Annotated in this window: 15 protein-coding genes and 1 tRNA gene; 5 read left to right on the forward strand and 11 right to left on the reverse strand. The window is 61.7% G+C overall.

From position 1 onward, the window contains the following. Positions 1–11 precede the first annotated feature (11 nt). A complete protein-coding gene (locus ACVW0R_RS07130; protein WP_011431052.1) occupies positions 12–500 on the forward strand; it encodes a CRR6 family NdhI maturation factor in 489 nt (162 codons plus the stop codon). 47 nt (positions 501–547) lie between these two features. Then, the gene (locus ACVW0R_RS07135; protein ID WP_240527832.1) at positions 548–1,042 is read left to right on the forward strand and encodes a dethiobiotin synthase; all 495 of its coding nucleotides are present in this window, start codon (positions 548–550) and stop codon (positions 1,040–1,042) included. Between the two features lie 120 nt (positions 1,043–1,162). On the opposite strand, the gene ACVW0R_RS07140 is transcribed toward ACVW0R_RS07135, so the two are convergent. The 7 genes from ACVW0R_RS07140 to ACVW0R_RS07170 form a co-directional block, all read right to left on the reverse strand. Continuing rightward, positions 1,163–1,627, reverse strand: coding sequence for a YbhB/YbcL family Raf kinase inhibitor-like protein (locus tag ACVW0R_RS07140; RefSeq protein ID WP_457501861.1), 465 nt, complete (start codon positions 1,625–1,627; stop codon positions 1,163–1,165). A gap of 109 nt (positions 1,628–1,736) precedes the next feature. Further along, positions 1,737–1,821 (reverse strand) — tRNA-Ser (locus ACVW0R_RS07145). Between the two features lie 79 nt (positions 1,822–1,900). Continuing rightward, positions 1,901–2,317, reverse strand: a complete 417-nt coding sequence (locus ACVW0R_RS07150; RefSeq protein ID WP_011431055.1) for a DUF2358 domain-containing protein — start codon at positions 2,315–2,317, stop codon at positions 1,901–1,903. Further along, positions 2,314–3,111, reverse strand: coding sequence for an MBL fold metallo-hydrolase (locus ACVW0R_RS07155; RefSeq protein WP_011431056.1), 798 nt, complete (start codon positions 3,109–3,111; stop codon positions 2,314–2,316). Before ACVW0R_RS07155 ends, ACVW0R_RS07150 begins: the two co-directional genes overlap by 4 nt. Before the next feature lie 4 nt (positions 3,112–3,115). Further along, positions 3,116–4,456: a TldD/PmbA family protein gene (locus ACVW0R_RS07160; protein WP_011431057.1), complete on the reverse strand. Its 1,341-nt coding sequence runs from the start codon at positions 4,454–4,456 to the stop codon at positions 3,116–3,118. A gap of 12 nt (positions 4,457–4,468) precedes the next feature. Beyond that, positions 4,469–5,377, reverse strand: coding sequence for a DUF4351 domain-containing protein (locus ACVW0R_RS07165; RefSeq protein ID WP_414402692.1), 909 nt, complete (start codon positions 5,375–5,377; stop codon positions 4,469–4,471). A 15-nt stretch (positions 5,378–5,392) separates the two neighbouring features. After that, complete coding sequence (locus tag ACVW0R_RS07170; protein ID WP_011431062.1) at positions 5,393–6,853, reverse strand: TldD/PmbA family protein; 1,461 nt, start codon at positions 6,851–6,853, stop codon at positions 5,393–5,395. Between the two features lie 170 nt (positions 6,854–7,023). On the opposite strand from ACVW0R_RS07170, the gene ACVW0R_RS07175 reads away from it, so the two are divergent. Beyond that, entirely contained in the window at positions 7,024–7,764 is a 741-nt protein-coding gene (locus ACVW0R_RS07175) for a uracil-DNA glycosylase (RefSeq protein ID WP_457501862.1), read from the forward strand. 80 nt (positions 7,765–7,844) lie between these two features. Here the strand turns inward: ACVW0R_RS07175 and ACVW0R_RS07180 are convergent, their stop codons facing one another. Next, positions 7,845–8,693, reverse strand: a complete 849-nt coding sequence (locus ACVW0R_RS07180) for a methyltransferase domain-containing protein (protein WP_011431064.1) — start codon at positions 8,691–8,693, stop codon at positions 7,845–7,847. A 122-nt stretch (positions 8,694–8,815) separates the two neighbouring features. Between ACVW0R_RS07180 and ACVW0R_RS07185 the strand changes: the two genes are divergently transcribed. Beyond that, positions 8,816–10,423 (forward strand): B12-binding domain-containing radical SAM protein, encoded by a 1,608-nt coding sequence (locus ACVW0R_RS07185; RefSeq protein ID WP_011431066.1) that lies wholly within the window; start codon positions 8,816–8,818, stop codon positions 10,421–10,423. 20 nt (positions 10,424–10,443) lie between these two features. Here ACVW0R_RS07185 and rbsK read toward each other — a convergent pair whose 3' ends face one another. Next, positions 10,444–11,373, reverse strand: a complete 930-nt coding sequence (rbsK, locus tag ACVW0R_RS07190) for a ribokinase (protein ID WP_457501863.1) — start codon at positions 11,371–11,373, stop codon at positions 10,444–10,446. Between the two features lie 120 nt (positions 11,374–11,493). On the opposite strand from rbsK, the gene ACVW0R_RS07195 reads away from it, so the two are divergent. Then, positions 11,494–11,805 (forward strand): YbjQ family protein, encoded by a 312-nt coding sequence (locus tag ACVW0R_RS07195; RefSeq protein ID WP_457501864.1) that lies wholly within the window; start codon positions 11,494–11,496, stop codon positions 11,803–11,805. A gap of 5 nt (positions 11,806–11,810) precedes the next feature. On the opposite strand, the gene ACVW0R_RS07200 is transcribed toward ACVW0R_RS07195, so the two are convergent. Both ACVW0R_RS07200 and ACVW0R_RS07205 read right to left on the reverse strand, forming a co-directional pair. Beyond that, complete coding sequence (locus ACVW0R_RS07200) at positions 11,811–12,560, reverse strand: YebC/PmpR family DNA-binding transcriptional regulator (RefSeq protein WP_457501866.1); 750 nt, start codon at positions 12,558–12,560, stop codon at positions 11,811–11,813. A 95-nt stretch (positions 12,561–12,655) separates the two neighbouring features. Further along, the gene (locus ACVW0R_RS07205) at positions 12,656–13,255 is read right to left on the reverse strand and encodes a hypothetical protein (RefSeq protein WP_457501867.1); all 600 of its coding nucleotides are present in this window, start codon (positions 13,253–13,255) and stop codon (positions 12,656–12,658) included. Between the last annotated feature and the right edge of the window lie 129 nt (positions 13,256–13,384).

Genomic DNA, 13,384 nt, shown 5'->3' on the forward strand with positions numbered 1-13,384 from the left:
TGCTTGTCGCCGTGCCAATTACCTTCCACCTACCTGCCAAAGCCATCCAGGCCTTGGATTTGACCCCGGGCCATGAATTGGTGAAAACCTTGATGGCGGATCCCGTTGGCGCCGCTCAGCAGGTACAGTGCGCCATCGATTGGCCGCGCAGCCCCGACGATCCGCGCGAGCTCTCGGAGATCCCAGAAGTGCGCCTGTGGTTCATCCGCTGGGATACGGTTTACCCCTGGATGCCCTACTTTCTCGATTGGCGCAGCGGCGAGCTGGCCCGCTACGCCGCTATGCTGGTGCCCCACCAATTCAACCCCCGCGAAGGGATCGTCTACAACCCGGAGGCGTTGGAGATCTTCGTCTACCAGAAGATTTTTGTGCTGATGCGCTGGTTTAAGCAGCAGAAACTGGGATCTGTCTCGATGCTGCGGGACATGGCCTTGGTGTTTGGCTTTGAGGTGCAACCCGAGTTTCTGAGCCTCTGGGAAGCCGAGACGGGGGAACCATGAGAGTGATGGTAGCAGACACCTGGCCTGGAACTCAGGCAGCACCAGGAGTGGCAGACTCCTGGCAGCAGGCGGTGCAACGCCCTTGGGGCCTGCTCGAAGTGGATCCCAGCCCTTCCGAAGCCCAGCTTAGAACCCTCTGGCAGCAGATTGCTGCCTGGAAGGGAGAGAAGGCCCCGCTGCTGGTGGTGCCTGGCAGCCTGGCCGATCCGATAGGGCCCGGCCAAACCTGGGCTGACCTAGCCCATGCCTGGGGGTTTGACGTGCTCTTGACGCTGCCCCAAGAGGCTGCTCTCAGCCAGGGAGCCGCTTTTGCAGCCTTGCTTCACCAAGCCAAGGCCCACTGCCTGGGATGGGTGTTGCTGGAATCTGAGTCGGCCTCCTCCCCAGAAGAAGAACCCGCTTTGATCTGGCAGTTGCAGGCCCACCTGGGGATCCCTGTCCTGGGTAGAAAAACGGCGGCGGGGCAAATTTTTTGGAGAGCGGAGATGTTGGATTTGCTTTCGGCAAGGCCCAGCTCCCGACTGGGGGCGCCCCTTGCTTGAGGTTCTCCCTTCCCAGCGAAGGGGATCCCCTTGCCCCTAGGACTCGTCGGCAGAAGGGAGCTGCCAAACCCTTGTCTGGCTTAGGCGCGGCGGCAAGCCGGGGCTTTAACCGCGGATCCCCTACCTTTTTCTTTGATAGGTGCCCATCAGTTGGGCCTGGGCAAGGAGGTGGCCTTCCATAGCCTGCAGCAGGGCTTCCTTCGTCGCCCCTGCAGCCAAAGACAGTTGCCGATCCAGGGCGTAGAGGGTGAAGAAGTAGCGGTGGGTGCCGCTGGGAGGGCAAGGGCCACCGTAGTCGTTACGCCCCCAACTGTTTTGCCCATGCACAGCCCCCTGGGGCAAATCGGCATCGCCGCGGATCCCTTCTGGCAGGCTGCTAACGCTGGTGGGCAAGTTGTAGAGCACCCAGTGGACAAAGGTGCCCCTGGGCGCGTCTGGGTCATCCATGATTAGGGCAAAGCTCTGGGTTTCCGAAGGTGCCCCCGACCAGGCTAGGGGTGGAGAGAGATCTTCCCCATCACAGGTGTAGCGGGAGGGGATGGATTCTGAGTGGGAAAAAGCGGAGCTGGTGAGTTGCAAAGCCATAATTTCTTCAGGTTTCAGCAACTGGCCATATCCTGCCACACGAGGGGACTGGGGGGTGGAGGGATATAGGGGGTCTCCTGCAGCTTCTACCTGAGGCGGGCCTCGATGACGGAGAGAGTGGGATTCGAACCCACGGTGAGTTGCCCCACACAGCATTTCCAGTGCTGCGCCTTCGACCACTCGGCCATCTCTCCAGAGGAGAGAAAACGACTTTTTAGCGAGCCTAAAAAGTCAGCTTTGTAATCCTAGCAGAGGTGTGGACCGGCAGTCAGCTCATTTGGCAGCCCCGACTCCCAAAATCTGCAGCATCACCTCCCAGCGGGAGCAGCGCCAGTGGTCGATGTGGGATCCGATCAACCCTGCTTCGTTGATCTGGATTTCTGTCCAGCCGGGGACGCACAGGCGGGGACGCCAGGGCAAAAAAGCCAGGGATCCCCTCAGCGTCCACTCGCTGCGGATGTGGTTGCCGCTCTGGTGGATGTCGTGCAGCTCGAGGTGGATATCCTGCAGCCAGCGTCCCAGGCTTTCGACCATGGCCCGATAGCGATCCAGGCCGCGAAACTCGTTGAGGGGATCCCGAAAATAAACTTGGGGATCGTAGATGGAGTAGGTTTGATCGCAAGGAAAGCGGGCGTAATCGGCCCGCAGGATGGCCACGAGATCGGGGGCGGCCTGAGAAGGAGGGCTCACGTCTTAACCTCAGCGGGAAGGGATACCGTCTCCCCCGGGGCAGGGCAGCACAACTGGATGGATTGGCCGGTGGCAGCGTTCAGGGATCCCAGCTTTTCCCGGAACTCCTCTAGGCTCCCCAGGGGGCGGATCTGGGCGGCAAACCAGCCGTGGTAGTCCACCTCTCCCATAGCGGTGGGAATCACCTGCTGCGGGCGCAGGGCGGCCACCACCTGCAGGGCCCGCTGCGGCCCCATGATCACCTCGCCCAAGAAGGGAAAGATCTGCCCTACCACCGGGATCAGCAGGGTGTGGATGGGGGTGAACTCCTGCTGCAGCCGCGGGCGGACATCCGGTTGGGAAAGGTGGGGCTCGTAGTAAAGCCGCGTCTGGGTCGGCAGCTCCTCCAGCAAAAAGCCCAGTTCCCGCACCGGCCCCAGGGGGGCGCCAGGAACCGCTGTGATGCCTAGATCTCCCCACTGCACGGACTGCCAGGGATCCAGGGCCTGCACCCTCATAAAGCCAAGGCTCCGCGCCACCCTGGCGGCTGTTGGAGAAGCGAAAACCGGGATCTGCTTGTCCAGCCGCTGCAGGGTGGGGGGGTGGCAGTGGTCGGGTTGGCCTTGGCTGAGGAGGATACCGTCGATTTTGGGCAGGGTTTCCGGCGTGAACGGCGGCATCTGGCGGTGCTGCAGGCGGATGAACCAGGGCAGGCCAAAGAACACCAAGGGATCCACCAGCCACGGATCCAGCAGGAAAGTCTGGGTCTGGGTATGGACTAGCCAACTGTTGAGGTCGATGCGGGTGAGTTTCATGGGGCTATTGGCCGGTGATGGAAAGATCGGCTACCCAAATGCGGGGACACAGACCACTAGGAGTGATTTGTGGCTCCGGCTCGACGTAGAAAATGGACTGCAAGAGTGCTAGAAAATCCCCCGCTACTGTCGCCGCCTCGATGCTGATGCGCTCCCCCTGGCGCACCCACCAGCCCTGGAAGGGCAGGGAAAAGGATCCCTGCAGAGGCTTGACTCCGGCATGGAGAGCCTGCAGCTCGTCAATCCAGACCACATTCTCAGCCGTGGCCAGGTCGTAGGTGCTCTCTGGCGGAGCCCCGGCAAAGACGTGGTAGTAGTGGGCTGCCACCGTCACCTTGGCGCCGATATTGGCGTGCCCCGTGGGCTGGGCCCCCAGGCGTTTGGCGGTGCCAGCGCTGTGCAAAAAGTGGGTCAGAACTCCGTTGGTAATCAGGGAAACGCGGCGGGTGGGGGTGCCTTCGCCGTCAAAGCTAATCGCGCTTACGTTAGTCGGGTGCAAGGCATCGTCACACACCGAAAGCAGCGGCGAGGCAATCTGCTGGCCCAGCGAGTCGGGGGTGGACAGGCTTTGGTTGTCCAAGATGTTCTGGGCGTTGAAGAGATTGGAGAAAGCCCCCAACAGGCTTAAAAAAGCTTCCCCAGAAAAAACCACCGTATATTTCCCCGAAGGGATCTGCGCGTACTCCAGGTGGCTGATGAGCTTCTCGGCGGCTTCTTTTACGCACCCCTGGATATCCAGCTCCTCTAGGCTGCGGGCCACCCGCATGGCGCCGGCGCTGCGGGGCTTGCGGCCTTCTTGTTCTGCTTTGCCGTAGAGAAAGACCGAGGCCAGAGTGTGGCCCTCCTGGCGCAGAGCTTGGTCGCTGTTGAGGTAAAAGCGGTCGATCTGTCGCTGGGCCAGGCCGTTGTAGGGCACCCCCTGGATGGCGGGATGGGATCCCAGCAAAGCCTTCTCGGCAGCCACCAGCTGATCTAGGAGCTCGCTGGCCAGCGCCAGGGGCCTTTTGTCATTACAGGGCTGGAGAATGGGCAGCTTCGCTTCTGGACTGAATTGGGGCGCGTGTTCCCGCACGCCGAAGTGGCTGGCCTCAAAGGCCGTCTGCAGAGCTAGTTCCAGCCCTGCTTCGTCCACATCGGTGGTGGAGGTCACCCCTACCTGGCCCTGGTCGTTCCAGGCCCGCACCGTCACACTGCAGCGGTGAGAAGCTTTTACCTGACGGGGCTCCCCCTGCTCCACCTGCACGCTGGTCTCATCCACTGCGGCTCCGTAGAGATCAAACTGGGGGATCCCCAGGTGTTTGGCGCACCTTTGCGCCTGTTCGGCCAAGAGTTCAACTTGCAGCATGTCATTCCTTCTCTACCGACGGGCCAGCCAGGCGGTCAAGTCCTCCACGCTGTTGAAATCCAGCAGCGCTTCCCCCAGCGCCTCCAGTTGCGACGGGGGCAAGGCCCAAATCCTGTTTTCCAGGGCCGGGTCAAGGGATCCCAGCTTCCGCCGCAAAAGCCGCAAAACCAGCGTTGCTTCTCCATGCTGCAGTCCCTGTTGCAGTCCCTGTTGCAATCCCTGTTGCAGCCCTTGCTGCAGGCCCAGTTGCAGACCTTCTTTGCGCCCTGCTTCCAGCCCCTCCCGCAAAGCTTCCGAGCGCCACTCCTGGTAGATCACCGATTCCCTCATATCCAAAGACCTCATGATTTGCCGAATCAAACCCCGATCCAATGCTAGTCCCGCCAAAACGGCTGTTGCTGCTGCCAGTTCTCGCTGCTTGCTGGGGTCTGGCAAACGCTCCAGCTCGGCAACGACTTCTCGTAAGGTTTCTACAGGATCCTCCACCTGGCTTAAGACCCGAAAAGGCAGCAGGGCTGGCCAATCGACGTTGGTTGGCAAGTTGCATTCCCACAGGCGAATGACCTCAAACTCGTGGCTCAGCCGTTCTAGGCGAAAGGAAGTTTGGAAAACTCGCTCCGAGGTCGTTTTGCGCAGATAAATCACCACCTGATGCACAGGTAGCTGTGGATATTTCCGGTAAAGGCGCAGCCGATAGTCGGCCATGCGAAAGGGGATTTCAGGATCTGGATCTGTTTGAAATTCCAGGTGCAAAATGCCCTGCTGCAGCCCCAGCAAAATAACAGAATCTGCTCGAACAGGTTCCTCCGAAAGTTCTGTGGGCAACATTTGCACCGGCTCAGCCACTTCTCCCACTAGCCAACGGGCAAACTGCTCCGGGAAGCGCTCTGCCAGGTACTTGCAGACGTTGTCGTAAGCCATGGGGGATCCCTGGGCCTAGCGCCCGCCCACGGTGATGGCGTCCACCTTGATGTGGGGCTGGCCGACGGTGACGTAGATGCTGCCGCTGACAGAACCACAGAAGCCAGGGGCCAGGCGGAGATCCTTGGAGCACATGGAGATCTTGGTCAGGATATCCTTGGCTTCCCCGATTAAAGTGGCTCCCTTGAGGGGCTTGGTGATCTTGCCGTTTTGGATGAGATAGGCTTCTTCCACGGCAAAGTTAAATTGGCCGGTGGGGCCGACGCTGCCGCCCCCCATGCGCTTGCAGTAGATGCCTTTGTCGATAGAGGCAAACAGGTCGTCCAGTTCGGCGTCGCCGGGGGCGATGTAGGTGTTGCGCATGCGGCTGGCGGCGGCAAAGGTGTAGTTTTGCCGGCGACCGCTGCCGGTGCGGGGATGGCCGGTGCGCATCGAGCCGGCCCGGTCGGCCAGGAAGTTCTTCAAAATGCCCTTTTCAATGAGCAAAGTGCGCTGGACGGGCATGCCCTCGTCGTCCACATCCAAGCTGCCAAAGGCCCCCTCGGAAAGCCCCTCGTCCCAGGCGGTGAGGTTTTTGTGGGCAATCTTCTGGCCTTTTTTGTCGGCAAAGGGGGTGGTTTTGCGCTCAATTTGGGTGGTTTCCAAGAGATGCCCACAGGCCTCGTGGAAGATGACGCCGCCAAAGGCGTTGGACATCACAATGGGGTAGGTGCCCGATTCCACGTAGTCGGCATAGAGCATCTGGCCGGCAGCCTCTGCCAGCTCCTGGCTGTGGGCCACAAGATCCCAGCGGCGCAAAAAGTCGGGATCCCCGGTGCCCCCCGCGCGCTGGCTAACGGAAGCGCGATGATCCCCGTCGGCACAGAGCAGGGTAGAGCTGACCGACTGGGTAAGGCGGATGTCGCGCACAAAGGTGCCGTCGCTGCAGGCTACCAGGATCTCCTGCCAGTCGCGGAAGTAGTTGGTGCGGCGGGACTGGATGTGGTGAGCTTGCCGCTTGAGCTCTGCGTTGGCCCGCCCCAAGATCTCCCCCATCTCGGCAAGGGAGCTGCATTCTTTGAGCCAGCCGTCTTTGCGGCGGCGCTCGGCGTAGTCCTGCAAGATCCCCAAGTTGACAGGGGAGACCAAGGCGGCAGGGCCTGGGGGGGTAAGGCCCATCAAGAGCAGGCCTTTTTCCAGGGCGGCTTTGAGGCCGGCAAAGGAGAGATCGTTGGTGCTGACGTAGCAGTCGGCCAGGCCGCGGAACACCCGCACGCCGGCGCCAGTGGCAAGCCGAGGGGTGATGCTGGTGATGGCGTCGTCTTCGGCCAGGCAGCTGATGGAGTTAACCCGCTCCAGGAAGATCTCCACCAGGTCGGCGCCAGCAGCCCGCCCCCAGCCTAAGAGAGTTGCAAGGGGATCCCGCCAGTCTTCGTCGAAGCGCTGCAGGGTGGGACGATAGTCGAGGTTGGGCAGTTCTTTGGACAAAAGCAGCATAGGAGGCCGAGAGCACTCAAAAGAGGGAAAGGGCAGGCTGAGATGCCGCCACCTTTTGTTCCCTCAGTTTAACAAGACGTAAAGGCTGCCCTTTTGGGGAAAGAGACTCCAAGCTTGACAAGGGCAGAGGAGCAGCCGAAGATCGCTGCACAAGGATCCCTCACCTTGCAATGGCTGCCAAGAAAAGATCCTCGGAGCTTCAGCCCAGCCTATTTGACGATCCCCTAGAGCCACCTGCCCCCGCTGCGGAGACGCTTCCCCAATGGGATCAGATCCCGCTCTCGGCCCAGGTGCCCATTCCCCCCGGTACCTATCGAGAACTAGAACAACTGGAGCAGCACTGCCGGGTCTGCCAGCGCTGTGAATTGGCGGCCAACCGTACCCACGTGGTGGTGCACCGCGGCAACCCCAAGGCCAAGATCGTGATCGTCGGAGAAGGGCCGGGGGAAAACGAGGATCTGCAGGGGCTGCCCTTTGTGGGCAAGTCGGGGCAGTTGCTCGATAAGATCTTGGCCTCCGTGGGGCTAGATTCCGAACGGGACACCTACATTTGCAATGTCGTCAAGTGCCGTCCCCCCAACAACCGCGTGCCCACCCAGGAGGAGATGGACGCCTGTCGGCCCTATCTGCTGGAGCAGATTCGCCTGGTGGATCCCTGGATCATTCTGTTGACGGGGGCCACTTCGGTGCGCTCTCTTTTGGGGGATAAGCGCGGCATCACCAAGATCCGCGGCGAGTGGATCCAGTGGCAGGGGCGCTGGTGTATGCCGATTTTCCACCCGGCCTATTTGCTGCGCAACCCCGACCGCACCCCCGGCAGCCCCAAGTGGCTGATGTGGCAGGATATTCAGGCGGTGAAGCAAAAGTACCTAGAACTTGCCGGCGCAACGCCGCCCCAGCCGGACTTCTGAGCTACTTTCCCTGGTATTTGGCCAGCGCCGCTACCCTCACCCCCAGCCCCTCTCCCAAGGGAGAGGGGGGTATGGGATCCCTAACTTGCAGGCTTGAAGCCGCTCAGCAGGCCGAAGCGCAGCAAGCCGCTGGCATAGGCCCGCCGCATCAGGCCCAGCCCCAGCGCCCCACGGACGGTGACCCAGCCGCTGCGCAGCAAAGCCGGGATCCACCGCCAATCGCGAGCCGAGGCGATCACCTCGTCCCAAAAGGGGGCCACCCGCTCCGACCAGTCGGCGGTGCGCAACCGCTCGAACCCCACCTGGTGGGCCAGCGCTTCATACTCCGACAAGCTGATGACATAGGGCAGGCAGTACACGTCGTAGATCTGCTGCAAAAGGCGCTCATCCTGGCGGCTCAGGGATCCCTCGCGGTGGCACCAGGTAACCACCATCATCTGCCCGCCCGGCTGCAAGACCCGCCAGCACTCGGCCAGAAACCGCCGCTTATCCGGCATGTGCTCGCCGCTTTCCAGAGCCCAGACCAGATCGAAGGTGTTGTCGGCAAAGGGCATGTCCAGGGCATCGGCCACCCAAAAGCGCACCCTGTTGCTCAGGCCGGCTGCTTGAGCGCGCTCCTCGGCCCGCTGGGCCTGGACAGGGCTGAGGGTAATGCCTGTTACCTCGGCGCCAAAGCGCCGCGCCAGCTCCAGGCTGCTCCCCCCAATGCCACAGCCGAGATCGAGGATGTGCCGGGGGGGCTTGGGATCCCCGATCTGGCCCCATTGAATGACTCGGTCGATGAGATCGATCTGGGCTTGGCGGCGATCCTTGCCGGTCTGGCCCGGCTCGTAGTAGCCGTGGTGCATGTGCTCTCCCCACACCTGCTCCCAAAGGCCAGAGGAAGCATCGTAGAAGCGGCGGATGCGTTGGTTGAGCGGAGAGGTCATCGGCAGGTGCAGGTCGGGATCCCTCTTATTCTGGACGATCTTGCCGTCCTTCCTGGCCCTGGGGGCGGGCTGGCAAAACCCCGATTAAGCTGGGAAAGTAGGCTCTTGTTGCCGCTGGGATCTTGGCCACCTCAGACTTTGCCCTCGAGCAGCTTCTCTTCACCCCGGCCACGCCCGAGCCCGACGCGGTGCGGCTGATCTACGCTTTCCCCAACACCTACTCGGTGGGGATCACCAGCCTCGGCTACCAGGTCATCTGGAGCCTGCTGGCCAGCCGCCGTGATGTGTCGGTCGCCCGCCTGTTTACCGACCTGGCCGAGCCGCTGCCGCGGGATCCTGAGCTGCTGGGCTTTTCCCTCTCCTGGGAGCTGGACTACGTCCACATCCTGGATCTGCTGGAACGACAGAGGATCCCCCTCCAGGCCGAGGCGCGGGAAGAAGCGCACCCCCTGGTTTTCGGCGGCGGCCCGGTGTTGACGGCCAACCCTGAGCCCTTTGCTGCGTTCTTTGACTTGATCCTGCTGGGGGACGGGGAGGGGCTGGTGGAGCAGATGATCCAGACCTATCGGCAGGTACGGCGGGGATCCCGCGCCGAAAAGCTGCAGGCGCTGGCCCAGGTGCCGGGGATCTACGTGCCCAGCCTCTACGAGGTGCGCTACCGCGGGCCCGACGGCCCAGTGGAGAAGGTGATCCCCAAGCTGGACGGGATCCCCAGCTCCATCCGCAAGCACACCTTCCGCGGCAACACCCTCTCGGTGTCCACCGTGGTTACCCCCAAGGCGGCCTGGGAGAGCATTTACATGGTGGAGGTGGTGCGCAGTTGTCCGGAGATGTGCCGCTTTTGCCTGGCCAGCTATCTAACATTGCCTTTTCGGGCAGCGGATGTGGAGGGACATCTGATCCCGGCGGTGGAGCGGGGGCTGCAGGTTACCCAGCGGATTGGCCTTTTGGGGGCTTCGGTAACCCAGCACCCCCAGTTTGAGGAATTGCTGGAGTACCTGGCGCAGGATCGCTTTGAGCAGGTGCGCCTTAGCCTGGCCTCGGTGCGCACGGGCACGGTTACGCCTCGCTTGGCGCAAGTGCTTTCCCGCCGCGGCAGCCAGTCCATTACCGTGGCCATCGAAAGCGGCTCGGAGCGGCTGCGCCGGGTCATCAACAAAAAGCTGGCCAACGAAGAGATCCTGGCGGCGGCTGCCCACGCCCAGGCCGGCGGCCTGAAGGGGATCAAGTTCTACGGCATGGTGGGGATCCCGGCGGAAACCCAGGCCGATCTAGAGGCCACGGTTGCCCTCTTCAAGGAGCTCAAGAAGGTGGCTCCCCGCCTCCGCTTCACCCTGGGCTGCAGCACCTTTGTGCCCAAGGCCCACACCCCCTTCCAGTGGCAGGGGGTGGATCCCCAGGCGGAGAAAAAGCTGCAGTGGTATCAAAAACACCTGCGCCCCCTGGGCGTGGAGTTCCGCCCGGAAAGCTACAGTTGGTCGGTCATCCAGGCCTTGATCTCAAGAGGGGATCGGCGGGTGGCCCAGGTTTTGCAGCTAGCACGGCAGTGGGGCGATTCCCTGGGCAGCTACCGCCGCGCCTTCAAAGAGCTCAAAGGGCAACTGCCGCCCCTGGACTTCTACGTGTACCACAACTGGGATCCGGCGGATCCCCTTCCCTGGCAACACATCGAAGGCCCTCTCAGCCTGGAGCGGCTGCAGCAGCACCGCCAAGAGGCCTTTTCCGTGTAGCATGTCGTGCCTAAAATCCCCTAGGAAGGGGATTGACGGTGAGAGCCTGAAGCGGCCAGAAACGCCTCGATCTCGGCGCGGTGGGGCAAACTGGGCTGAGCGCCAGGGCGGGTTACACACAAGGCCGCAGCGGCATTGGCAAACCGCAGGGCTTCCCTCAGGGATTTGCCAGCAGCCAGGCAAGCGGCCAAAGCACCGCAGAAGCTGTCGCCGGCAGCAGTGGTATCCACCACCAACACGGGGTGGGCTGGCAGATGGCCCCTTTCCTCCCCATCGGCCCAGACCAAGCCCGCTCCCCCCAAGGTGATGATCACTGTCGGGATCCCCTGCCGTTGCAAGGCTTGGGCCACTTTTTCGGCTTGCGCGGGTGTCTCCACCGGGGATTGGGCAAGAGCAGCGGCTTCGCTTTCGTTGAGCACCAAGTAGCGCACCTGGCGCAACAGGGATCCCGGCAGGGGCACCACAGGGGCTGGATTGAGCAGGACGGGGATCCCTTGGGCAAAGGCTTGCTCTGCCACCGCCTGCACCGTGGCCAGGGGGATTTCCAGTTGCAGCAGAACCATCGCTGCCGGCGTCCAAGGAGGCAGCTGGGCGGGGGTGTAGCGACCGTTAGCGCCGGGGCTGACCACAATCCGGTTTTGCCCTGCTGGATCCACAGTGATCAGAGCGATGCCGCTGGGCCCTTCCAGCTCCCGCAGGTGGTGGGTATCGACGCCGTTCTGCTCCAGGTTCTCTCTCAACAGGCGGCCAAAGCTGTCAGATCCCACTGCCCCCCACATCTCCACCTGGGCTCCCGCCCGTGCCGCTGCCACCGCTTGGTTGGCCCCCTTGCCGCCAGGGTAGGTGGCGTAGTCGGATCCCAGCACCGTTTCCCCAGGCCCAGGATGGCGTGGTACCTGCACCACCAAGTCCAGATTCAAGCTCCCCACTACGCGAACTAGGGCTGTCATTGGCTAGCTGAAAAACGGTGCCCTAGAGGTAGCTCATTCTAGCTCCCACCACTTGGTTGGAGAACTTTCCACCTTGGAGAGGATTGGCTATCTTGTGAGGGGGTGACGCGGAAACAAGCCATGCTGCTGACCACTACAGACTTGCTCCAAGGTAGAGAGGTTGAGCATTACTTGGGCATTGTTACCGCCGAGGTAGTTTATGGCACCAATGTTCTACGGGACTTCCTTGCTGCCCTCCGCAACATCATCGGGGGACGCACAAGAACCTATGAAGAAGTTTTCGAGAATGCCCAGAAAAAGGTTTTGGAAGAGTTGGAGCAGCGAGCCAAACGTTTGGGAGCAAATGGCATCCTAGGCGTTAGCATTCATACCAACATGAGCGCGACCATGATCCTCGTTACCGCCGCCGGCACCGCCGTCAAGCTGCGCTAGAACCTTTAGGCCAGGCTCTCCATCAATGCCTCGTCGATCTCAAAGTTGGCGTAGACATTTTGCACATCATCCAAGTGGTCCAGCCGCTCCATGAGGGTCAGTACCAGCTTGGCTGTCTCGGGGTCCTCCACATGCACCTCCGTAGAGGGGATCCAGCGGATGGCCGCCTCTTGCACCTGGTAGCCTTCTTTTTTGAGGTAGGTGGCCACCTGCTCCAGCAGGGTGTAATCGCAATAGACCTCTGCGCCGGTTCCCTCCACCTTGAGATCCTCCCCTCCTGCTTCGGCTACCGCTAGCAGCAGAGCTTCGGGATCTGTCACCCCCTCCAGGTTGATCACCCCTTTTTGCCGGAACAGCCAGCTGACGCAGCCGCTTTCCCCCAAGCTGCCGCCGACTTTGCTGAAGGCCTCCCGCACCTCGGCAGCCGTGCGGTTACGGTTGTCGGTCATCGCCTCGATCAAGACAGCTACCCCCCCAGGGCCGTAGCCTTCGTAGCGAATTTCCTCCAGGGGGCTGTCGTCGGTCCAGTTGCCGGATCCCTTAGCGATGGCCCGTTCAATGTTCTCGGCGGGCATGCCTGCCGCTTTGGCTTTCTCCACCGCTGAGCGCAGCCGAAAGTTGGCGTCAGGATCGGGCAGGCCGTTGCGCGCTGCCACGATGATGGCCCGGGAAAGTTTGGTAAATAGGCTGCCCTTTTTGGCATCTACACGGGCTTTTTGCCGCTTAATATTGGCCCATTTACTGTGTCCTGCCATGCTGTGCCCACCAGTCAAGCAATCCACGGGGAGGGATCCCCTAACTCTGAAGCCTAGATCACCACCTGCTCAGGTCTCAACCCCAGGGGAGTAGGTCAGGGCTGAATGGGTTGCCGCTCGATCACGCCCCCCGGTGGCGGTGGAGCTTCCGGCGTTGCTTGAGGTGTAGGCGTTGGTGTCTCTATAGGAGCTGGCGTGGGAGGCAAAGGAGGTACAGGCTCTTCAAGCACAGCCTCAGGCGGAGGGGTCGGGGTTGGCGGCTGAGTTAAAAAGGGCGTTACCTGTTCCAGCAGCTCGGCATAGAAGATTCCGTCCTGCTCCGACCCAAAGCGGCCCACCGCCCAGCGGTGACGGGGCACAAACAGGGTTTGCAGCAGCACTTCCCGACTGGCGAAAGAGGGAGTGCCCACAAAGACGTAGCCATCGACAATGACACGGTTCAAGTCAGGCCGAGTTTGAAACACCCGGTCCACCTCCCGCAGCATCTCCGCATCCAGCCGCTCCAGCAGAGTTTCCAGAGTATCTTCAGGCCTGACCAAAACCCGCACTGGAAAGCGATAGCTTTCGCATCGATACTCTCCGCAGAGCTTAACCAGCTCGTTCCGAACTCGGATCTGCACCGCCGGATCGATGTCTCTCACCGGCAGGGAGACTTCTGGCTCTGGCTGCTGTTCCGCTTCCTGGGCCCAAGTCAAGAGGTGGCCACCCCAAGCTCCCAATAGCAGCGATCCGCACAACAAGGCGAGTTCCCAACCTCCAAGGGGAAGGCTCCAGCCTGGGCTGCCTCGCTCAGGGCGTTGTGAAAGCAGGAGATTGGGATCCCG

Source organism: Thermostichus sp. MS-CIW-15 (assembly GCF_054060575.1).